This is a genomic window from Mucilaginibacter sp. GW821-FHT07H05, assembly GCF_059418485.1.
In genome coordinates this window covers 377,110-400,033 of sequence record NZ_JBWKPY010000004.1, presented here as the reverse complement: position 1 = coordinate 400,033, position 22,924 = coordinate 377,110, and the positions used below count along the sequence as shown (strand labels likewise).

21 protein-coding genes are annotated in these 22,924 nt (G+C 44.3%); 15 read left to right on the top strand and 6 right to left on the bottom strand.

Annotated features, from left to right (window positions below; genetic code table 11):
* Positions 1-41: 41 nt before the first annotated feature.
* The 3 genes from porL to porN are packed head-to-tail and all read left to right on the top strand — an operon-like array spanning position 42 to position 3,422.
* The gene (porL, locus tag AC07M6_RS12885; RefSeq protein WP_494889978.1) at positions 42-839 is read left to right on the top strand and encodes a type IX secretion system motor protein PorL/GldL; all 798 of its coding nucleotides are present in this window, start codon (positions 42-44) and stop codon (positions 837-839) included.
* 47 nt (positions 840-886) lie between these two features.
* Positions 887-2,404, top strand: a complete 1,518-nt coding sequence (porM, locus tag AC07M6_RS12880) for a type IX secretion system motor protein PorM/GldM (RefSeq protein WP_494889976.1) — start codon at positions 887-889, stop codon at positions 2,402-2,404.
* Positions 2,405-2,411: 7 nt separating this feature from the next.
* The gene (gene porN / locus AC07M6_RS12875; RefSeq protein ID WP_494889974.1) at positions 2,412-3,422 is read left to right on the top strand and encodes a type IX secretion system ring subunit PorN/GldN; all 1,011 of its coding nucleotides are present in this window, start codon (positions 2,412-2,414) and stop codon (positions 3,420-3,422) included.
* Between the two features lie 177 nt (positions 3,423-3,599).
* Here the strand turns inward: porN and uvrC are convergent, their stop codons facing one another.
* The 3 genes from uvrC to porW form a co-directional block, all read right to left on the bottom strand.
* On the bottom strand, positions 3,600-5,408 hold the full coding sequence (gene uvrC / locus AC07M6_RS12870) for an excinuclease ABC subunit UvrC (protein WP_494889972.1): 1,809 nt from the start codon (positions 5,406-5,408) through the stop codon (positions 3,600-3,602).
* A gap of 90 nt (positions 5,409-5,498) precedes the next feature.
* Positions 5,499-7,760 (bottom strand): penicillin-binding protein 1A, encoded by a 2,262-nt coding sequence (locus AC07M6_RS12865; RefSeq protein WP_494889970.1) that lies wholly within the window; start codon positions 7,758-7,760, stop codon positions 5,499-5,501.
* Between the two features lie 3 nt (positions 7,761-7,763).
* Positions 7,764-10,580: a type IX secretion system periplasmic lipoprotein PorW/SprE gene (porW, locus tag AC07M6_RS12860; protein WP_494889968.1), complete on the bottom strand. Its 2,817-nt coding sequence runs from the start codon at positions 10,578-10,580 to the stop codon at positions 7,764-7,766.
* 68 nt (positions 10,581-10,648) lie between these two features.
* Here porW and AC07M6_RS12855 point away from each other — a divergent pair, with 68 nt between their 5' ends.
* The 8 genes from AC07M6_RS12855 to atpG all read left to right on the top strand — a co-directional run bounded on the left by AC07M6_RS12855 (position 10,649) and on the right by atpG (position 16,515).
* Positions 10,649-10,870, top strand: a complete 222-nt coding sequence (locus AC07M6_RS12855) for an AtpZ/AtpI family protein (RefSeq protein ID WP_494889966.1) — start codon at positions 10,649-10,651, stop codon at positions 10,868-10,870.
* Positions 10,867-11,253 (top strand): hypothetical protein, encoded by a 387-nt coding sequence (locus AC07M6_RS12850; protein ID WP_494889965.1) that lies wholly within the window; start codon positions 10,867-10,869, stop codon positions 11,251-11,253. The genes AC07M6_RS12855 and AC07M6_RS12850 overlap by 4 nt, the downstream gene beginning before the upstream one ends.
* 83 nt (positions 11,254-11,336) lie before the next feature.
* Positions 11,337-12,356, top strand: a complete 1,020-nt coding sequence (gene atpB / locus AC07M6_RS12845) for a F0F1 ATP synthase subunit A (protein ID WP_494889963.1) — start codon at positions 11,337-11,339, stop codon at positions 12,354-12,356.
* A gap of 59 nt (positions 12,357-12,415) precedes the next feature.
* A complete protein-coding gene (atpE, locus tag AC07M6_RS12840; protein WP_494890438.1) occupies positions 12,416-12,658 on the top strand; it encodes an ATP synthase F0 subunit C in 243 nt (80 codons plus the stop codon).
* 107 nt (positions 12,659-12,765) lie between these two features.
* Entirely contained in the window at positions 12,766-13,260 is a 495-nt protein-coding gene (gene atpF, locus AC07M6_RS12835) for a F0F1 ATP synthase subunit B (protein ID WP_494889962.1), read from the top strand.
* A gap of 99 nt (positions 13,261-13,359) precedes the next feature.
* The gene (atpH, locus tag AC07M6_RS12830) at positions 13,360-13,908 is read left to right on the top strand and encodes an ATP synthase F1 subunit delta (RefSeq protein WP_494889960.1); all 549 of its coding nucleotides are present in this window, start codon (positions 13,360-13,362) and stop codon (positions 13,906-13,908) included.
* A gap of 30 nt (positions 13,909-13,938) precedes the next feature.
* Complete coding sequence (gene atpA / locus AC07M6_RS12825; RefSeq protein ID WP_494889959.1) at positions 13,939-15,513, top strand: F0F1 ATP synthase subunit alpha; 1,575 nt, start codon at positions 13,939-13,941, stop codon at positions 15,511-15,513.
* 108 nt (positions 15,514-15,621) lie between these two features.
* Positions 15,622-16,515, top strand: a complete 894-nt coding sequence (gene atpG, locus AC07M6_RS12820; RefSeq protein ID WP_494889957.1) for an ATP synthase F1 subunit gamma — start codon at positions 15,622-15,624, stop codon at positions 16,513-16,515.
* Between the two features lie 176 nt (positions 16,516-16,691).
* On the opposite strand, the gene AC07M6_RS12815 is transcribed toward atpG, so the two are convergent.
* Positions 16,692-17,126, bottom strand: a complete 435-nt coding sequence (locus AC07M6_RS12815; RefSeq protein WP_494889956.1) for an SRPBCC family protein — start codon at positions 17,124-17,126, stop codon at positions 16,692-16,694.
* A gap of 594 nt (positions 17,127-17,720) precedes the next feature.
* Here AC07M6_RS12815 and AC07M6_RS12810 point away from each other — a divergent pair.
* Complete coding sequence (locus AC07M6_RS12810) at positions 17,721-18,566, top strand: DUF4349 domain-containing protein (RefSeq protein ID WP_494889955.1); 846 nt, start codon at positions 17,721-17,723, stop codon at positions 18,564-18,566.
* Positions 18,567-18,634: 68 nt separating this feature from the next.
* Positions 18,635-18,826, top strand: coding sequence for a hypothetical protein (locus tag AC07M6_RS12805; protein ID WP_494889953.1), 192 nt, complete (start codon positions 18,635-18,637; stop codon positions 18,824-18,826).
* Positions 18,827-19,056: 230 nt separating this feature from the next.
* On the opposite strand, the gene gldB is transcribed toward AC07M6_RS12805, so the two are convergent.
* Entirely contained in the window at positions 19,057-20,091 is a 1,035-nt protein-coding gene (gldB, locus tag AC07M6_RS12800; protein ID WP_494889951.1) for a gliding motility lipoprotein GldB, read from the bottom strand.
* Positions 20,092-20,159: 68 nt separating this feature from the next.
* Between gldB and AC07M6_RS12795 the strand changes: the two genes are divergently transcribed.
* Both AC07M6_RS12795 and AC07M6_RS12790 read left to right on the top strand, forming a co-directional pair.
* Entirely contained in the window at positions 20,160-21,809 is a 1,650-nt protein-coding gene (locus AC07M6_RS12795; protein WP_494889949.1) for an NAD+ synthase, read from the top strand.
* A gap of 254 nt (positions 21,810-22,063) precedes the next feature.
* Positions 22,064-22,669, top strand: a complete 606-nt coding sequence (locus tag AC07M6_RS12790) for a DUF4136 domain-containing protein (protein ID WP_494889947.1) — start codon at positions 22,064-22,066, stop codon at positions 22,667-22,669.
* Positions 22,670-22,698: 29 nt separating this feature from the next.
* Here AC07M6_RS12790 and AC07M6_RS12785 read toward each other — a convergent pair whose 3' ends face one another.
* On the bottom strand, positions 22,699-22,923 hold the full coding sequence (locus AC07M6_RS12785) for a hypothetical protein (RefSeq protein WP_494889945.1): 225 nt from the start codon (positions 22,921-22,923) through the stop codon (positions 22,699-22,701).
* Between the last annotated feature and the right edge of the window lies 1 nt (position 22,924).

The window sequence follows — 22,924 nt, the reverse complement described above, 5'->3', positions numbered from 1 at the left end:
TTAATTAACTAAAATCTTTTTATAGAACTATCAAATTTACTATGGCTGGTAAGAAAAAACCTTTCGGAATTGGTAATGTCATCTCAATTGGTGCTACAGTGGTAATTATTGGACTGTTGTTCAAAATTCAACACTGGAATTACGCATCAACATTTATTACTGTAGGCTTGGGTACCGAGGCGCTTTTGTTCCTCATTCTGGGTTTACAAAGAGAAGACAAAGAGGTGGATTGGGTGAGGGTTTATCCTGAACTTGACGAAAACTTTAAGGGCGATCTGCCTGCTGCTACCGCAAAAGGCGGTGCCGGCACGGGGCAAAATACGGCTGCTTTGGATAAGATGCTGGCTGATGCCAAGATCGGTCCCGAACTGATAGGCAGCTTAGGCGAAGGCTTACGTACCTTTAGCGATAAAGTAGCTAATATTTCAAAAGTTGCCGATGCAAGCGTAGCTACCGGCGAGTTTACGGCAAGTATGAAGGCGGCAAGCGCCGGCTATCAGAATTTAAGTGTTTCGTTTGAGAAAGCCTCAGCTAACCTGAACGAAATGGCTAATTCTAATGTAGATTCAAAAGCTTACCATGATCAGGTGAATAACCTGGCTAAAAACCTGTCGGCATTGAACGCGGTATACGAACTGGAATTGCAGGATTCAAGTGCGCATCTTAAATCAATGAACAAGTTTTATTCAAACCTGTCATTAACCATGCAAAACTTTAATGAATCTATGGAAGATTCAAAACAGTTTAAGGAGGAAGTGGGCCGCTTAGCTAAAAACCTGGCGTCTTTAAATTCGGTGTATGGCAATATGCTTACAGCAATGAATCAGCCACGCACCTGATCAGTTTAATTTTTATAATTATAACAGTACAAAAGAAATTATAGCAGATGGCCGGAGGTAAAGAAACCCCAAGACAGCGAATGATCGGTATTTTGTATCTGGTACTTTTAGGCCTCATCGCTTTAAGTATACCGGATAGCTTGATGGATGCCTTTAGGAATATTACTAATAGCTTAGATAAATCCCGGACAAACGTTACAACCAGCATTAACGATACTTATACCGCGTTTGAGAGTACAAAACTCAAAGAGCAGCGTGAGAGGGCTTTGCCTTATTGGAACAAGGCACATGAGGCCAGCAAAGTTGCCGATGAACTGAATGCGTATATTGAGGATTTAAAGAAAAAATTAATTGCCGAAGGCGGCGGTATAGATACGGCTATTAACGATGTAAGCGCACGTGATAACCTTGATATATCTCCAAGGATAATGATCACTCAAAAAAATGCCGATGTTTTAAGACAAAAGATTGATGAAACCCGGGAGAAATTATTGAGTTTGTTAGGTAAGGACAGTAAAGGTGTCAACTTTTCTTTAAACGCGGTCGATCCAAGCAGTAATCATACAGGGGCTAAAAAGAACTGGCAAGAGGCTTATTTTGGCGATGGCATACCATTAGGCGCTACATTAACCACGTTGGCTAAAATACAAGCTGATAATAAAAATGCTGAAAGTGAAGTTGTTAAAAGACTATTAGGTAAAGTTGACCAGGCCGTAGTTAACCTCGACCAATTTAAGGCTGTTGTTGTGGCGCCAAGCAGCTATATTTTAGCGGGCCAGCCTTATACCGCCGAGGTGTTTTTAACGGCTTACGATTCGAAATCGAACCCTACTATTACAGTTGATGGCCGGTCGGTACCAGTAAAAGATGGTAAAGGCCAGTTTTCATCAACTTACGGCGAAGGTATGCACGAGTTTAGGGCTACTGTTACTGTAAAAGGAACAGACGGTCAATTGAAAACCTATACTTCCGATCCGCAGAAACTAATGGTGGCCCGTCCATCGGCAGTTGTATCGGCTGATAAAATGAACGTATTGTACATTGGTGTGCCCAACCCTATATCGGTATCGGCGCCAGGTGTACCTAAAGAAAGCATAAAAGCAAGCATGACATCGGGCGAACTATCCGGCTCGGGCGGCCATTATGTAGCTACGGTAAAATCAATCGGCACCACAAAAATTACCGTAACGGGCGATAAAGGCCAGGTATTAGGTTCCATGGAATTCCGTACCAAGCGTATCCCTCCGCCAAAGGCAGTATTTGCAAACAAAAGTGGTGGTGTTACCAGCGCTGCCAACATTAAAGCGCAGGAGCGTATATTTGCTAAATTAGATGGGTTTGATTTTGATGCCAAGTTTAGCATTACACATTATACACTGATCATTATTAAACCACGCCAGGAACCTTTTATTAAAACAGGTTCGGGCAATATTTTATCACCTGATATGCGTGCGGCCTTAAACGGGTTAACCCCGGGATCAACCGTAGTGTTCAGAGATATTACTGCTGTTGGTCCGGATGGGATCCAGCAGGAGATTGATCCAATTGTATTATCAGCTAATTAAGAGCGATATGAAAAAGAAACTTTTAATTATTTTACTTTGTGCGCTTACGGTTGGGGCTTTTGCCCAAAAGCGCCCGGTAAAAAAACCTGCCGCTAAAAAGGGTGCAAATGTTACTACCCCTAAAAATGCAGGGGGCGCCGCTAACCAGGGTGCAGCTAACGGCGGTAAGGGTGCCGTACCACCTGTGCAGCAGCCATCAGTAACGGATACTACAAAGAAGCAAGCCGCGCTGCCCGCCAAACCTTTTGACAGGCCACTGGATGGTTATTACAAAAAAACCAATATTCTGAGCGCTAAGGTTACGCCTTATGCCCCTCTGCGTGAGTCGGATGTGGTGTTCTCTAAGCGCCTGTGGCAGGAAATAGACCTGCGCGAAAAGATGAATACCTATATGGCATCGCCAAAATCAAGACTGATTGATGTATTGATGGATGCTATTGCCGCTGGCGAATTAACCGCTTACGATCCGAACCCAACCAAGGAAGATCCGGGAGGCGACGGTTTTTCGAAACCTTTAACCCCGGGCGAAGCTAAAGCACGCTTGGCCGATAGTTCATTAGTTACTAAAGTGGATACCGCCGGTAACGTATTAAGCAGCAACCGTGTGGCTGGCGAATTTAACCCGGATAGCATTGTTAGGTTCAGGATAAAGGAAGACTGGATGTTTGATAAACAACGTTCGGTTTTTGAGCCGCGTATTATAGGTATTGCACCACTAATTAAGCCAAAGGCAGGCGCCGGTATGGAACTTGACCCTCTGCCTGCTTTCTGGATATATTTCCCCGAAGCACGCCAGGTATTGGCTACCAAGGAAGTGGTAAACCGCGATAACGACGCCACCGGCCTTAGCTACGACGACGTATTTATGAAACGCATATTTACCGCCTATGTGGTAAAACAATCTAACAACAAAGACGAGCGTATAAAAGATTACGCCCAGGGTATTGATAAGCTTTACGAATCGCAGCGTATTAAGAAAACGCTGATGGATTGGGAGCTTGACCTGTGGCAGTATTAATAATTTGAGACCAGTACTTATAAACTTATATGTTAGCCCCCGCAACTGCGGGGGCTTTTTTGTGTTGGGTATGCTGTGCATCAAGTCATGCCGAACTTGTTTCGGCACCCCACAGGACAGGTAAATTGTTAAAGTGACTTTGCAAATGGGGTGCCGAAACAAGTTCGGCATGACCTATTATTGTTGATTCGCGTTCTGCGCTGCAAAATAATCGCGGATGGCTTTGGCTTGTTTCAGGTTCACTATTTCCAGCAACTCATCGTGCGTAGCTTCTTTGATCTTTTTTACCGATTTAAAGTACTTCAATAATTTGTCTGCGGTTACCTTGCCAATGCCGGGGATAATATGCAATTCGGTAACCAGTGTGCCTTTGTCGCGCTTTTTACGGTGGGCGGTAATCCCAAACCGGTGGGCCTCATCGCGCAGCTGCTGAATGATCTTCAACGTCTCCGATTTTTTATCGAGGTACATGGGGTACTGGTCGCCGGGATAAAAGAGTTCTTCCAGCCGTTTGGCTATGCCGATAACAGTTACCTGTTTTTCTATACCCAGCAGTTTCAGGCTTTTTAAAGCCGATGAAAGCTGGCCCTTACCGCCGTCGATGATGATTAACTGGGGCAGCTCTGTTCCTTCATCCAGCATGCGCCTGTAGCGGCGGAAAACGGCCTCTTCCATGGTGGCAAAGTCGTTAGGGCCTTCCACGGTTTTTACATTGAAAAAGCGGTAGTCTTTTTTAGATGGCCTGGCATTTTTAAATACCACAATAGCCGATACCGGGTATTTGCCCTGGAAGTTAGAGTTATCAAAACACTCGATATGCCGCGGTAGCTGGTTCATCCGCAAATCCTTCATCATCTGCGTAAGCAAACGGTCTATACGCACATCGGGGTTTAGTTTTTCGTACTGATCAATGCGTTCGGTTTTAAAGAAGATCACATTTTTTTGCGATAGGTCCAGCAGTTTCTTCTTCTCGCCCAGTTTAGGTACCGTAAACTTAATAGCCGGGTCGTCCAGTTCCAGATCAAACGGCACCACTATTTCTTTCGATGTACTGTTAAACCGCGTCCTGAACTCGGTAATGGCAAAGCTCAGCAGTTCGGCATCGCTTTCATCCAGCTTCTTTTTTAGTTCGATGGTTTGGGTTTGGGTAATGGTGCCGTTCATCACCTTCAGGAAGTTAACAAAGGCATATTTTTCCTCGGATGCTATGCTGAAAACATCCACATCCGTAATAGACGAATTAACTACCGTCGACTTACTTTGGTAGTTTTCCAGTACATCAAACTTGGTTTTTAGCCGGTGTGCCAGTTCAAAATCAAGGTTAGCTACTGCCGTCTCTATCTCGTTTTTTAAAGCCCGCACTACCGAACCTGTTTTACCATTCAGTATATTGGTGATCTCTTCCAGGTTATGGTTATAATCTTCCTCGCTCTGATAGTTTTGGCAGGGGCCTTTGCAATTGCCTAATTGATACTCCAGGCAAACTTTAAACTTGCCGGCATCAATATTTTGCCGGGTTAAGGGTAAATTGCAGGTGCGCAGTGGGTAGGTTTCGCGGATGAGGCTTAAGATGGTATGCATCATCCCAACAGACCCGTATGGCCCCAGGTATTTTGATCCATCGCGGATGATTTTTCGTGTCCAGAAAATGCGCGGGAAATTCTCGTTTTTGATGATGATCCAGGGATAGGTTTTATCATCCTTCAGGTTGATATTATACCGCGGCTGATGCTTTTTAATCAAGCTGTTTTCCAGCAGCCAGGCATCAATCTCGGTATCAACCAGCGTAAAAGTGATATTACGTATTTTAGATACCAGCATCCGCGTTTTGCCGTTCACCTGGGTATCCTTAATAAAATAGGATGCCACACGGTTGCGCAGATCTTTGGCTTTACCAATATATATCAGCTCGTTATTGCTGTCCCAATACTGGTAAACCCCCGGTTTATGAGGTATTTTCTTTAATGCTTCCCTGTAATCGAACATATGTATCGAGTCATTAGGTCATTAGGTCATTGAGTCATTAAGACAGATACAAAAAAATGACTCAATGACCCAATGACTCAATGACCTTCGTCAGAATCCTAATTTCTTATCAGCCGTGGCGGGTGCTTGTACCTGCTGGTTGTAAACGCTGCAATCGGTAATGATATCCAGGTTTGCCGGTTTCACAAAGTCAACATTCTTTTTAATACCCAGGGCTGTGTTGCCATACACTTTTTGCATATATAAGGCAAATATAGGCAAGGCCGAATTAGCGCCTTCGCCCAGGTTGATGTTATTAAAGTGGATATCGCGGTCTTCGCAGCCCGTCCAGACACCGGTAACCAATTGCGGTGTAATGCCAATAAACCAACCGTCTGAGTTATCATTTGTAGTACCTGTTTTACCGCCTATTGGGTTGGTTAAGCCATATTTGCCACGTAGTCTTCGTCCTGTTCCCTCTTCAATTACACCCTTTAGCATATAGCTCATTACATAGGCCGTTTGTGGGTTGAGTACCTGTTTAACAGCATTGTGGTGAGTATAGATTACGTTGCCGTTTTTATCTTCGATTCTTAATAAGTAAGTAGGTTGCGTCCATATGCCCTGGTTGGCAAAAATGCCATATGCACCGGTCATATCAAAAACGCTGGCATCGAAAGACCCCAGACAAATAGATGGCACCGCCGGAACGTTTGTAGTGATTCCTGCTTTTTTTATCAGTTCGGCGACGGGTAACGGGCCAACCTCTTTCATTACGTGAGCGGTTACCCAGTTTTGTGAATTTGCCAGGGCTGTACGTAATGTGATCATGCCGGCTATTGTTCCGGTTGGTGCTGACCTTGGGGCCCAGGACTGTCCATCGTAATAAATGGTATCGGGTACATTGTTTACCTGCATACAGGGCGAATCGCCCATATCAATAGCCTTGGTATAAGTAAAAGGCTTGGCTGTTGAACCTACCTGCCGTGCACCCTGCCTAACCTGATCATACTTTAAATGTTCGAAATTAATACCACCTACCCATGCTTTTATGTGGCCGGTAGTTGGGTCCATACTCATCAGGGCATTGCGCAGCAGTAACTTATAATATATGATGGAGTCGATAGGCTTCATAATGGTATCTGTTTTGCCCTTCCACGTAAATATTTCCAGCGAAGTTGGCGTGTTGAAATCCTCCATTATTTCCTCTTCGGATTTTCCCTGTGCTTCCAACATCTGGTAACGATCGGATCTTTTTATCGCATTATCAACCAGGTGCTTAAAAGTAGGGACGCGTTTATATACGTTTACCCCTTTCCATTGCTGGTTAAACTGTTTCTGCAGATCGCGCATGTACTTGGCTTGCGCTTCCTCGGCATATTGCTGCATATCTGCATTAATGGTAGTATATATTTTCAGGCCGTCGATATCAAGATTGTAAGGTGTACCGTCCGACTTGGTATAGCCACCATCAGTCAGGATCTTTTGAATATCTTTTTTAATGGTTTGACGGAAATAAGGCGCTAAACCCTCGTTATGGTCAATCCTGTGGAAATTAAGGCCTAATGGTTTGGCTTTAAAAGTATTGGCCTGTTCGTCGCTCAAATACCCTTCGGCGGCCATTCGGCCTAATATAAAGTTACGACGGGTTAAGGATTTGTCGGGGTGCCTCACCGGCGAATACAGGGCAGGTGCGTTTACCATTCCTACTAATACAGCAGCCTGGTCTGGCGTTAATTTATCAGGCGTGGTATGGAAGTAAGTAAGCGCGGCCGATTTAATACCAAATGTGTTATAATCGCCAAAACTTACGGTGTTGAAATACATGGCAATAATCTCTTCCTTAGTATAATGGCGCTCTAATTTTACCGCGGTAATCCATTCCTGCAATTTTTGCACTAAACGTTTCATCTTATTATGTGAGCGTTCCGAGAAAAGGTTAAGGGCCAGTTGTTGGGTAATGGTACTGCCGCCTTGTTTTTTACCTATCATATTATATAATACAATAGTGAATACCCTGCTAAAATCAATACCCGAATGATTGTAGAAACGGCTATCCTCGGTAGCCACCAACGCGTCAACCAGGCATTTTGGTAATTGCTTATAAGTTACCGGCGAGCGGTTTTGATAATAGTAGCTGCCCAGTGGGGTATGCCCATCGTCGGATATAATTTCGGATGCCTGATTGCTTTTGGGGTTTTCTAATTGTTGAAAGGTGGGCATTTCGCCAAAAAGGCCGAAGCCAACAGCCACAAACAACAGGATAACAATGGCAAAGCCGCCGATTACAATTTTCCAGATGGTGCGGTTATATCTTCTTATATCTTGGGAGCTAAGCCCCGAGGCTGACTTTTGGCCTTTCTTAACAATCATGTTCTAATAATTTTTTTGATAGAAGTCAATATAGCTGTCTAACGTTTTTTTGTCCGCTAATTTATCCAGATTTTCCTGTGTTATGATAAAAAAGCTGTATTTATCTGCGGGTACCTTCATTATTTGCGGCATCAGCGGGATAATAGCCCTCGCGTAGTCCTCTACAGTACCGATACTGTAAAACCGGCCTACGTATATCAGCTGGTTATCGGCCCCTGCATTTTTTAGCTGATGCAATATAGCGCCGCCCTTAAAATTAGCCCGGTTAAACTGCCCGATACCAAAACGCGATGACGATAAATTAGTTGTGCCGCTGGCCACATTCACCACAAAATAATAGTTGGTGCTATCCCGTAGGGAGAATATACTTTTTACAACCGGCGGAGTTACTGCTGCGGAAGTGTTGTTAGCCGGTTGCTGAGCTGTGGGCAAATTAGCAGCAGGCGGAGGTATAACCTGCACCTGTTGATTTTGTCCTGCAGGTTTTTGCTGTGGCTGATTTTGTACCGGCGCCTTTGCCATAACCTGTTGCGGTACGGTAGCGGGGATAAAGGGTTCTTCGGATGGGTCGGTATCCATCAGCACAAATTCGCGGGCCGACATTTTTACTTTGTTGGCCTCTATATATACAATATGCTGGTTGATGAGTGGAGTGATCAGCCTGTCGTCGGGGTATTTGGTGGTTATGGCCAGCAATTCATCCCGGAAGGGGGCAAACTTTTCCTGGTGGCCGTTGGATATGGCGCGCAGGTAAGATAACTGCGCGGCCAGTTTTTGGTTGGGATAGATCTGTAGCAGACTATCGGCTTTGGCTATTACTTCTTTATACTTACGTTTAGCATACAGATCATACACTTGATTATATAAGGCGTTAAATCCGGCGTCCTTATCATCTATCCGGCGGTTATAATCCGGGTCGAGGATCACTTTGGCATATAAGCTGTCCGGGTAATTTTTCAGCAGCAGGTTTTTATATTCATCGGCTTTAGCCGGGTTGTTGGTTTCGGTATATAGGCGGTAAAGGTTATAATATACAGCGGGCTTGTTCGGGTCGTCCGGGTAACGGCTCAGCAGGGTTTGGTAAGCCTCAATAGCCTCGTTTTTATCATCCAGTATATCGCGGTAAAAACCGGCGATATCGGCATAGGCGTTATATATACGCTTATTGCTTTGCTCCAGCTTTTGCGCGTTAAGCGGTAAATTTTGCACCAGGCTTTGGCGATAATTACCGGCCGATATTTCGTCGGTGTTTTTCTGTATTTGTTTGGGCACGGCGTCGGGGTCGGTATTCTGACTCAGGTTTGATGTATTAGCAGTCATATCGCCGCTGATATGTTTGCTGCGCCTCCAGTTATCTTCCAGCTTACGGTTACCCCAAACGCGTTTAAAATCGGTAAAACCCTGACTAATGGATGCCGGGTTATAAAAGTAAAAAGTACTGCCACCCGATGTACTTCTGTTAGCAACGCTGGTATTATTATAGTTGTTATTCAATGGATCGGGCGCCTGGTTGCTGGCGGCTGCCTGTAATTGCAGGGTATGGCGGGCTACCATTTCATCAATACGGGCATTACGGTCGGCCTCGTCCAGTTTGGCCAGTGTTTGCAGGGTATCCTCGTGCCCGATGATCTGCAGCCTGTCGGCCAGTATTTGCAGGTTATTACTTTTCTTCTGGATCTGCGTATAATTAGGATAATTGGGCGATAGGTTAAGCAGTGTACTATCGTAATACTTTTTAGCCTTTACATAATCGCCTTTGTTTTTAAAGTTAATATCGGCCATACGCAGGTAGGAGAGGCCTTTTTGGTTTTGATTTTTATTACTGTAGCGGACAGACAGCTGCAGGTTTTTAATGGCATTATCTATGTCGTTGTCTGCAAGGTATAGCAAAGCTATCTGGTAATAGATCTGATCGATAAAGTCCTGGTTTTTATCATCGCGCAGCAAACGCCTTAACCTGTCCATCCGGCTCAGACTGCGGCCTGCGCGGTTATCCTCTAAACGGATGCGGTTCAGATCGGCGTTAAAAGCCATCTCGAACGACGCGTTACTTTTTACCACCCTGCTATAATTAAGGTAGGCATCCTGCGGTTCGTTGTTTAACTCCTGTAATTGCGCCAGTATAAATGTCCAGCGCAGGCGCTGCTGTTTAGTGTTGGCATATTTAACGGCCAGCTTGGCCATGGGTTCAGCTTCGATATATTCGCCCATGTTCATGTGGTATTGCAGGGCGGTAGCATAAACATCGGCAGTAATATTCTTTTTAGGATTAACGTTTTTCAGGGCCGAATCGATCACCTCCTTAGCCTGGGGCAATTGGTTAAGGTATAATAACGAGCGCGCCTGCCAAACCCGCGCTTCCTGCACCAGCTGCTTTTGTTTTGGGAACGAAAGCGTTACATACCTGAAAAACTCCACCGAATTAAAGTAACGGCCATATAAATGGTTGGCCTTGCCTAACACCAGGTAGGCATCGCCAATATAATGGCTTTGTTCTTTTACGCTGATAATGGTATTGGCTTTGGTAATGGCGGCATCCAGTTCTTTATCGGTTGTTGTTGCGCTATGGGCAGCGGTATCCTGGTAAACGCTCAGCAATTCGTTATAGGCATCAATGTACCCGGCCTCGTAATTTTCCTGCTTTTGGCGCAGCAGTTCGTTGGCGTTAAACAGGATATTATAATGCGCGGTCAGGTTTTGCAGGCTCCGGTTAAGGCCGCTCTCTTTTTCAAGCGAACAGCCGGATGCGAGCAGCAATGCTAAAAATATAAACCCTGAAAGTTTTACACTATATATGGTTGCACCTTGCCTCAAAGCCAAAATCGGAATTTTATAAAAGTATTGCTAATTTACTAAATACTAATACAACGGTTTGCATAAATTTGCACATGATTAAAAATGAACCGGATAATTTAGGCAAACAAGGCAGTACCTATGCCAAGTTTACCGGACTGGCTTTCCAGATGATCGCTATTATTGGTATAATGGCTTATGCCGGTTATAAAATTGATGAGTCGGCGGCGCATAAAACCAAGTGGGTTACAGCGGCAATGTCGCTTGCCGGTGTGTTTATTTCCCTGTACCTTGTTATCAGATCTGTAAAAAATTGAAACTCTCCCGCATCATCTTCGGCTATCTTGTATTTGCATTGTTGATAGCCATACCGCCCGCCGTATTAATATACTTGGGCGAAACAGCATATATTATTACCCGGTTTTGGTTATTATTTGGGTATTTATCGGTTTTTACGTTGCTGGTTATTGTGACTGTAATAGTAGCGGGGCAAAAAAGCAGTGAGTTTGTAGCGCCCGCTTTTTTGGCCTCAACCACGGTTAAGATACTGGGAACGCTGTTTTTTGTGCTGATTTTTTTGCGAAAAAACCACGTAAATAAGTTCGCTTTCGCGGCCGATTTTTTTTATGTATATTTCTTAAATACGGCCTTTGAAGTTTATGGTTTGTTGCGTAACTTGCGCAACCAAAATTTAAGGTAGAAAACTTCATTTAGATGTATAACGGCTCGATTTTGAACTTAAAAAATTTTAAACTTTCGCTCTTTTCTGCGTTTTTTATACTGTTGACGGCATTTCCGGCCATCGGATTTTCCCAGGAAAACACCGCTGAGGCACCCAAAAAAGAGGTTGATACCAAGGATATCATTTTCGAACACATTGGCGATTCACACTCGTGGACGATTTTAGGCGAACATTCCTTACCCTTACCTATTATTTTATATACTGATAAGGGGCTGGAAATATTTTCTTCGGCAAAAATAAAAGCGGAAGAAGGGCATGGCGAAGAAGCCGCGCTGCACACCTACCAGGGCGCACATTATACTTATGCTTTAGAGAAAGATAAAGTGAAAGTGGTTGATGCCGCCGGTAAAGTAGATGAAGCAGCTACTAAAAAAGTGTGGGATTTTTCTATCACCCGTAACGTAGCCAGTATGTGGATGGGTATGATCATCCTGATCATTGTATTTGGCAGTGTATCATCGGCTTATAAAAAACGTGTTGGTAAAGCGCCAAAAGGTTTGCAATCGTTTTTAGAGCCAATTATCCTGTTTGTGCGCGATGATGTGGCTATCCCTAACATCGGCGTAAAGCATACTAAATACATGCCGTTACTGCTTACCATCTTCTTCTTTATATTGATCAATAACCTGTTGGGTTTGATCCCGATCTTCCCCGGTGGTTTTAACCTTACAGGTAATATCGCGGTAACGCTTACCCTATCGTTCATCGTATTAATTGTAATTAACGTTAGCGGTAATAAATATTATTGGAAGCATATTTTTGCGCCGCATATCCCGCTATGGTTATATCCTATTATGGTTCCGGTGGAGATTATCGGTATCATTTCAAAGCCTTTTGCTTTAATGATCCGTTTGTTTGCTAACATTACGGCAGGCCACATTATTGTATTAAGCTTAATATCCCTGATATACATCTTTAAAACCACCTGGATGGCCACCGTATCGGTACCGTTTGTAGTGTTTATGGATTGTATTGAATTACTGGTAGCGTTTTTACAGGCGTTTATTTTTACCATGCTTACCGCGCTGTTCATCGGGATGGCGGTTGATGAGCATCATTAATTTTTTGAATTATTAATTATCTATATATACACGTTTTAAATTAACAAACAATGATTGGAATGATCGGAATGATTGCAGAAGCTGCAACAACAGCTGCTGTTAACTTGAGCAAACTTGGTGCAATTGGTGCTGGTTTAGCAGTTATCGGTGCTGGTATCGGTATCGGCCAAATCGGTGGCAAAGCTGTTGAAGGTATTGCCCGTCAGCCAGAAGCTGCTTCTAAGATCCAAACTAACATGATCATTGCTGCAGCCCTTGTAGAAGGTGTGGCTCTGTTTGCTGTGGTAGTTGCATTGATGTAATCTGCGGATTACGCAAAAAAACAAAAGCATGACACCGGAGCGATTGGCCCCGGGTCATGTTTTTAAAAATTGAAATTGAATTTTTAATATATCTATATCATAATCATATGGACATTGTTCAACCCGCGGTAGGTTTAATTTTTTGGACACTTATATCCTTTTTGATACTATTGGTTATTTTACGTGCATTTGCATGGAAACCAATTTTAAGTGCAGTTACCGAGCGCGAGCGTTCTATTGAGGAAGCCCTGTCTAAAGCAGAAGCAGCTAAAGAAGAAATGTCGCGTTTAACTAACGAGAACGAAGCTTTGTTAAAACAAGCCCGTGCCGAGCGCGATATCATTTTAGCCGAAGCCAAGCAACTGAAAGACCAGATAGTAGGCGAAGCAAAAGACGCTGCCCAAAAAGAAGGTGCACGCATGATAGAAAATGCACGCTTAGAGATTAACAACCAGAAAGCGATTGCTATGGCTGATGTGAAAAACCAGGTAGCCAGCCTTTCTATTGAAATTGCTGAAAAGATATTACGCAAACAATTTGAGGATGCCCACAAGCAGGATCAACTGGTGAGCGATCTATTAAAAGAAGTGAAATTGAAATAGAGATTTGAGATATCAGATTTGAGATTTGAGACAGAAGATACACTGTTTGACAAATAATCTCACATCTCATATCTCGCATCTCACATCTAATAAAAGAGAATGTCTGAATTAACAGTTGCCACCAGGTACGCCAAATCACTGATAGATCTTGCACAGGAGCAAAAAGCCCTGGAGCCGGTGAAAGAGGATATGTCGCTTTTTGTACAAACCCTTAAAGCCAGTACAGAGCTTCAGGCGGTTTTGCGCAACCCTATTATAGCGCATGGTAAAAAGAAAAGTATCCTGCATGCTATTTTTGGCGAGAAGGTAAGTAAGGTTACCATATCATTTTTTGATATTATGGTAAACAAAAGCCGTGCGCAGATTCTGTTCCCAACCGCGCTGGAGTTTGTTAACCAGTATAACGTAATCAAACACATTATTAACGCTACAGTGGTAAGCGCTGCGCCTTTATCGGCCGAGAACTTGCAGGCACTGACAGCAGAGGTAAAGGAAATTACCGGCGGCAATGTAGTAATGCATGCCAAGGTTGATCCTAACCTGATAGGTGGCTTTGTATTGACCATTGGCGACCGCCAGATTGATACCAGCGTAAGCACCAGCCTGAAAACAATTAAGAAAGATTTTGCCCAAAGGGTAGTACAATAAATTAAAACTAACACTAAATAAAATTAACAAATGGTAGAGGTTAGACCAGACGAAGTATCGGCAATCCTGCGTCAGCAATTGTCGGGCTTTCAGTCAGCAACTGAGTTAGAAGAAGTAGGTACTGTATTGCAGGTAGGCGATGGTATTGCCCGCGTTTACGGATTAACAAAAGTACAATCAGGTGAGCTGGTTGAGTTTGATAATGCATTACAAGGCATCGTATTAAACCTGGAAGAAGATAACGTGGGTGTGGTATTGCTGGGCGCATCTGATGGCGTTAAAGAAGGCGATACTGTTAAACGTACCAATAAAATTGCCTCGATTAAAGTAGGCGAAGGTATGCTGGGCCGTGTGGTAAACACACTGGGCGAGCCTATTGACGGTAAAGGACCAATTGTTGGCGAAACTTATGAAATGCCTTTAGAGCGTAAAGCCCCGGGTGTTATCTATCGCCAGCCGGTAACCGAGCCACTACAAACCGGTATCAAAGCTATCGACGCGATGATCCCTATTGGCCGTGGCCAGCGCGAGCTGGTAATTGGCGACCGCCAAACTGGTAAAACAGCGGTTTGTATCGATACCATCATCAACCAAAAAGAGTTTTACAATGCAGGCGAGCCTGTAATTTGTATATATGTTGCCTGCGGTCAAAAAGCATCAACAGTTGCGAACATCGTTCGTACGCTGACTGAGAACGGCGCTATGGCTTACTCTATTGTAGTAGCCGCTAACGCGTCTGACCCTGCACCAACCCAGTTCTTCGCGCCTTTCGCGGGTGCTGCTATTGGCGAGTACTTCCGTGATACTGGTCGCCCGGCGCTGATCATTTATGACGATTTGTCTAAACAAGCGGTAGCTTACCGTGAGGTGTCGTTATTATTACGTCGTCCACCGGGCCGCGAGGCTTACCCTGGTGACGTGTTTTACCTGCACAGCCGTTTATTAGAGCGTGCCGCTAAGATCAACTCAAACGATTCTATCGCGCAGGCGATGAACGATTTGCCTGAGTCGATCAAGCATTTGGTAAAAGGTGGTGGTTCGTTAACCGCTTTGCCTATTATTGAAACACAAGCGGGTGACGTATCTGCCTATATCCCAACCAACGTAATCTCGATCACCGATGGCCAGATCTTCTTAGAGTCGAACCTGTTTAACGCGGGTGTTCGTCCGGCTATTAACGTAGGTATCTCGGTATCACGTGTAGGTGGTAACGCGCAGATTAAATCGATGAAAAAGGTAGCAGGTACTTTGAAACTTGACCAGGCGCAATACCGCGAGTTAGAGGCTTTCTCTAAATTCGGTTCAGATCTGGATGCTTCAACCAAGAACGTAATTGACAAAGGTCAGCGTAATGTGGAGATCCTGAAACAAGGCCAGTACTCACCGGTATCGGTTGAAAAACAGGTAGCTATTGTTTACGCCGGTACTAAAAACCTGATGCGTAACGTGCCTGTAAACAAGATCAAGGCATTTGAGGCTGAATATACCAGCCAGCTTGAACTGCGCCACCCTGAAGTATTAGCAGGATTAAAAGCAGGTAAACTGGACGACAACATCACCGGCATACTGGAAACAGTAGCTAAGGAATTGTCTGGGAAATATTAATGTGCGGATATGCAGATGTGCAAATGTGCAGATGCGTATCTTCATGAATTAATTAACAAATAAGTCAATTTGCATATTTGCACATAAGCACATTTGCACATTTAAAATATGGCTAATTTAAAAGAAGTAAGAAACAGGATCTCGTCGGTAAGCTCAACGCAGCAGATCACCAAGGCTATGAAAATGGTTTCGGCTGCTAAGTTAAAGCGTGCCACCAACGCCATCGTAGCTTTGCGCCCTTATGCTACCAAGCTAAAGGAACTGCTGGGTAATTTATCAGCCAGTTTAGAAGATGGTTCATCGCCGTTTTTGCAGGATCGCGAGCCGGTGAGTGTGCTGGTAGTAGTTGTAACATCAAACCGTGGTTTGGCCGGCGCTTTTAACGCTAACGCGATAAAAACCGCCAATAACCTGATAGCTGAAAAATACAGCAAGCAGTTAGCTGCGGGCAATGTATCTATCGTAGCTATCGGTAAAAAATCGCAGGAGTTTTACGAGCGTCGTAAGTACAATGTAATTGGCAACAATAACGATGTATACCTTGATCTGAATTTCATCAACGTATCTAAAATTACCGAAAGCATTATGGATGGCTTTTTAAAAGGCCAGTACGATCGTGTTGAACTGGTGTATAACCAATTCCGTAACGCGGCCATGCAGATCCTGACTTCCGAGCAATTACTGCCTGTACCTAAAACAATAGCTACAGCAAACAAGGATGCTAAACCTGCTAATACGATAGATTACATCCTGGAGCCATCGCAACAGGAGATTGTAGAGCAGCTGATCCCTAAAAACATCAAGATCCAGGTTTATAAAGCCGTTCTGGACTCATACGCGTCTGAACACGGCGCCCGTATGACCGCCATGGACAAAGCAACCGAAAACGCGGGCGATTTGTTAAAAGCCCTTAAACTGGCTTACAACCAGGCCCGCCAGGCAGCCATCACTACCGAGTTAACGGAAATTGTGAGCGGCGCGGCAGCTTTATCAAACGGATAATATTTGCTAAGTTATTACAAAGCCCTGTCTGCAAAGGCGGGGCTTTTTTTGTTTGCCTATTTTTTGTCATTGCGAGGAGCGGCGGAGGATATATGGTGGGGCGACGTGGCAATCTCGTAGCTTTGCAACTGTAAACTTACTACGAGATTGCCACGCTATCGCTCGCAATGACAATCCTATTTCATCCCTTCCAGCACCTTCTTCATCCCATCCAGTACCATGCCCCAGTTCTTTTTCATGTGCTCAACGCCGGCTTCGTTCTCAATACCATCCTGGGTAATGGTAACTTTGGAGCCATCGCCATGGGGTTCAACTTCGTAGTAAACGTTCACGTAGTTTTCGGGCTTGTCGGGTTTGCCGCTCATACCGCTCCAGTAGGTGGTGTGCAGGCGCTTAAAGGGGATCACATCCATAATCTGGCCCTTATCCTTATAGGCTTTACCCTCCCATTCGCCGGTATAGGTAATGTCGCTGCCCAGTTTCCAGTCGGATGTTACGGTGGTGCCAAACAGGTATTGTTTGATCAGGGCCGGATCGGTAAAGGCCTGCCATACCATAGGGACTGACGCGTTAATATTTTTAGTGACGGTTACACTTAATTTGCCTGACATAATATTGGTTGTTGGTATATATGAGTAACCCGTAAGCCTGTAAATAGTTTATATATTTCGTCCCCACCTGAAGGACTGAACGTTCACTCCTATCTTTTTATGCCCCGGCAGGGGCTACCTGTTTGTAGCATTTCATCGAAGGAACGTCACAGCTCCGTAGGTGCTGCCCTTAATTACGATGGATGTATAGTTCCATATTGGGTAGCCTCTACGAGGCATTTTCGCTTTCTTGTTACTTACTACAAACAGGTAGCTCCTCCGAGGCAAAAGAACTTCTGGACGCGCAGAAAGGGGGTTAACACGACTTAACATAATTCAATTTTATAATTTATTAAGTAATTAATAATCAGATATTTAATTACTTTTCGGGGTTAACATAAAATGACTTAAAAGTCACTATCAGATAGACTCTGTTACAACCAAACTTTCACCTTTCCTACCCTTAATCTATTGTAACAACACATTTTACAATTGCTTAGGGTTACATTTCGCTTTTCTGATGTATCAATTAAAAAATAAGAAACACATCCTCAAAAATAAAAGCCGGCCGGCAATAAACCAGGGGTGATTTAGAAACCACTTAAAACTAACATCATGAAAACAAAAATTTTAATGGCGCTGCTGGCCGGCTCCACATTGTTTGCCGCGTGCAAAGGTTCCGGATCTTCATCAACTGCTGATGATAGCGTGGCAAGGGAAGCTATTGATAGCCCCAAGATCATCAAAACCGCCGATATGCGCTTCAAGGTAAAGGATGTACAAAAGGCTGCCGAACAAATATCCAAACTAACGCAGGAGTGCGGCGGTATGGTTGTGCATCACGATATGCAGACTAAAATTACCGATAAGCGCGATATCGTTATGCCTAACGATTCGGTTAAGAAGCTGATCGTCTATAACACTACAGCCGACCTGGTGCTGAAGGTACCATCCGAATATGCCGAGCTTTTTATGGACTCGTTAAACCGGCTTAGCATTTTTGTTGATCAGCGGAAACTGGAGATAGAAGACCGCACACTGGATTACCTGTCGCAAAAGCTAAAAGTGCAAAACCGGGAATCATCTGTAAAGCTGCGAAGTAAAGTTAAATTAACACAACATGTTGCCGATAGTATCCTAATGTTGAAGGATGATGTGGTTGACCGAAAGATCAGTAACCTGCGCACTAATGATGCAGCCAGGTTCAGCACACTAACTTTAACACTATATCAAAACAACGCGGTAAGTAAGGAAGTGGTTGCCAGTGATGACCTGTCTGACTATAACAGCGCGCTAAGTACGCGGCTGGGCATGGCCTTAGCCAATGGCTGGAATTTCTTTGCACAAATGGTGATCGGATTGCTGAATTTATGGGCCTTTATTATTGCCGGAGCGGTTATTTGGGGCGTTATTATCCTGTACCGGCGTAAAAAACTGGCGATTAATAAAACAGATGTATAAAATGTTTAAACAAATGCCACTTATTAATTAAACATTTTTATTTTTGCACAAACAAAATACAAACAAAAATGAGCCACTCAGCAGAAAACGCAAACGACACCACCCATTACGTTCAGTTAACTTTATTTACCGTTGTTGGTTTAATTGGTGTGTACTTCCGTTTCCTTGGCGATTCGTTTATGTACACCAGTATTTCAAACGTGATCCTGGTAATCGCTATCATCTTTACCTTGCGTACCGTATTCCGTATTATGAAATAAGCGGCTGTTTACAGCATTAAAATATAAAAGCGTCCTGGTTTACCGGGACGCTTTTTTTGTACCATATTTTGTCATTTCGAACGAACCTGCGGGGGGTATAGGTTGGGGTGAGGAGAAATCTTGTACGATTTACCTATCGCGCGTAGAAGATTTCTCTTTCGCCCCATCACACAATCCCACCCCTGCTCTATCGAAATGACATCGTGGTCCCGAAATAAACAATCGAACAACTACGGCCTGTATTTCGATCCGTTCAATATCTTCTGCGGGTCATCAATGGCCATTAACTGGGGCAGGGTAACATCGCTGTTCCGTTTCATATATTCGCGCACAATTTGCCAGCCGGTCCAAATCCCCAGTTTAGGTGCCGACTCATTGCGTTCGCCTAAGCCGGGGGTAAAGGGGGCTTCGCCTACAAATTTCTGTGTTTTCTGGTCGTCACTTTCATACAGCAGGTTTTCTTCCAGAAAATATCCCCATATATTCGATTTAAAATCCTCGCACCATTTTAACTGGGCGGCAGTATAGCCAATTTTGGTAGTATCGGCTACATCGGGGAGCACCTGGTCCATAAAATACATGATCTTGCCGTTGTAGATCATCTTATCCAGCAGGGTTTTGTCTTTTTCAGGCTCGGGGTACATATCCTCGCGCACAATGGCTTCAACTACACGCGGCGTAATATTATCGGGTGTAAACCTGCGGCTAATATAGCGGGGCAACACTTTAATTAATGACGGATAAAATTTTGAATCGGCGCCCAAAAACATATCCAGCCCTATAGCAAAATAGCCATCGCCGATACTTTTTTGCACCTGGAAACCCGAGAAATAAGCATAAACTTTTGGCAGTTCTTTTTTAGGGAAGTAATACTTAATGCGGCGGAAAGCATCGGTCAGTTCGGCCTCCTGTTTATCCATATTGGGGTAAACAGCATCTACCTCGTGCTTTACATCTTTATATGCCTTATTGTTTAATACCGTGCGCAGCTTAGGAAAATATGCCGAGTCTTTGATACTACCAAGCGGCAATATGCGTTCAATAAAATCCTGGTAAAAGTTGCCGTATTTGCGTTGCAGGTACAAAGCCTGGGTAGCCATCGGTTTTTTGGTCATGTCGTCAAGGTCATGATCAAACCTTTCTATCTTTACCTCAACGGGGATATTGCTTACGTCAACTTTTTTACTGTGCGTGCAGGATGATAACAGGATGCAGGTTATAAAAATTAAGTAAATTTGTTTTGATTTGCAGGTAACCGTTGTCATATTTATGCTTTCGGCAAATTTATAGTTTTTGGACTGTATTATTTACAGTTCAGCATCAACCATATATAATGAAAATAGCTTTAGCGCAACTTAACTACCATGTCGGCAATTTTGAATCGAACACGAACAAAATTATCGATACCATAAAAAAAGCCAGAGAGGCAGGCGCCGACCTGGTGGTGTTTGCCGAACTGTGTATCTGCGGCTATCCATCGCGCGATTTCCTGGAGTTTGACGAATATATTGCCCTGGGCGAAGCCTGTGCGCTGCAAATCGCTGCCGAGTGTACCGATATTGCCTGTATCATCGGCATCCCGTCAGAAAATAATAATATCGAAGGTAAAGATCTGAACAACTCGGCCTATTTTATTGCTGATGGAAAGATCGCCGCCGTGGTAAATAAAGCATTGCTGCCCAATTATGATGTGTTTGATGAGTACCGCTACTTTGAACCATCCACTTCATTTAAATGTATCGATTTTAAGGGGCACCGTATAGCGCTTACCATTTGTGAGGACCTGTGGAATACCATCGAAAACCCGCTGTATGTAACCCGCCCGATGGATCAGTTGATTAAGGAAAAGCCTGATGTGATGATCAACATTGCCGCTTCGCCTTTTGCTTATAATCACGATGAGGAACGTATTGCCATCTTAAGCGATAATGCCCGCCGCTATAATTTGCCCCTGTTTTACGTGAACCATGTAGGCGCCCAAACCGAACTGATATTTGACGGCGGATCGCTGGTGTTTGATAACCAGGGTAATATGGCCGATGAGCTGCCGTATTTTGAAGAAGCCCTTACTTATTATAACCTGAAAAACGATGCCACGATAGAATTGCAGCAGCCGGCCACCATCAGGCAAAGCCGCCAAAGCGATATCGAACAGATCTATAATGGGCTGATTTTAGGCATCCGCGATTACTTTTACAAATCAGGTTTTAAGAGCGCTATTTTAGGGTTATCGGGCGGGATAGATTCGGCCGTGGTTTGTGCCCTGGCAGCCGACGCTTTAGGTCCGCAGAATGTAATGGCGGTATTATTGCCTTCGCGTTTCTCAACCGATCATTCTATTACCGATGCGGAAGTATTGGTACGTAACCTGGGTTGCAAATCGGAGATTGTGCCGATACGTCAAATTGCCGATTCGTTTGAGGCGGCCCTGCATCCGCAGTTCCAGGGATTGCCCTTTAATATCGCCGAAGAAAATATCCAGTCGCGCAGCCGTGCCGTGGTGCTGATGGCGATGTGCAATAAATTTGGATACATACTGCTTAATACATCTAACAAAAGCGAGGCGGCGGTGGGCTACGGTACCTTATACGGCGATATGTGCGGCGGAATCTCTGTACTGGGCGATGTTTACAAGATACAGGTTTACCAGCTGGCGCATTATATTAACCGCCATAAAGAGATCATCCCCATCAACTCCATTGTAAAACCACCATCGGCCGAGTTAAGGCCCGATCAAAAAGATAGCGACTCGCTGCCCGAGTATGACATATTGGATAGCATCCTGAAGGAATATGTTGAGAACCGCTTATCATCAACCGAAATTATTAAAATGGGGTATGATGAACAGGTGGTGCGCCGTGTGATACGCCTGGTAAACCTGGCCGAGCATAAGCGCTATCAAACCCCGCCCATCCTTCGGGTATCGCCCAAGGCATTTGGCATGGGCCGAAGGATGCCTATTGTGGGGAAATATTTGTCGTAAATACCCCTCCCAACCCTCCCCGAGGGGGAGGGCTTTCGACTTAAAAGTCCCCGCAGGGTCTCTCGGAGAGGACCCTGCGCACGTATGCAAAGTTGCCATCCCAGCCCACCGCCCCGCAGGGTCCTCTCCGAGAGACCCTGCGAAAACATGAAGTTTTCAAAGTCCTCTCCTTTGGAGAGGATTTAGGTGAGGCTTAAAACTAAACTTTTTCTCTTCTGTTGCATCTAATATTAATTAGAGAGGAGTGAAAAAAGATGAAAAAATGGATCGTTGGCAGCCTGCTCGTATTAGTGGTCTGCCTTTTAGCTGCTTGTTCGTCCTATAATTATTATTCCGTGGGGAGCAGCAGCAGTGTCAGCAAGTACAGCACTTTTGCCTGGCTGCCGCCTTTAAACAATACCAAAAACCCGTATTATGATAACGACCTGGCCGATCAGAAGATCAAAGATCAGGCTACAGCCGATTTGGAAAGCAAGGGTTTAAGGCTAAAAGCTAACCGGCCAGATTTGTTAGTGCGTTATACCATTGTGGTTGATAATAAAGTGAAAACCTACAACGAACCGGTTTATAGTTATAACTATGGTGGTTTTTATCCCAGGTATGGGTATTATCGCGGCGGGCGCGCGTTTTATTACGGTTGGCGGGGTGCATACCCGGTTTATGTAGGGAATGATGTTTACCAGGTGCCTTATAAAGAAGGGACGCTGATTATTGACCTGGTTGACCGCGTTAGCCACAAGGTAATATGGCGCGGTTATGGTGTAGGTGAGGTAGGCAACCCCGAGCGTGCTATTAATGATTTGCCTGAAGTTGTTGATGGGATACTGAATAAATTACAGGTGAATAAAACCGGGCGATAATAAAACCGGCTAAAAAGAAAAGTCTCTTGTTACAATGTAGCGAGAGACTTTTCTTTTTTCAACTGCCTGAGCGCTAAAAGCATAGCAGCGATGAGGAGGAGTACGACCCAGGAATCGATAGGACAATCGGACGAGACATCATCAGGATCGGCGCCGCCGCAGGGGTTCACATCAATTTGGGCAAAGGCGGTCCCCGCCATCAAAAATAATAAGCCCGCCAATAATACTAACCGCTTTGTTCTCATCCTCACCATT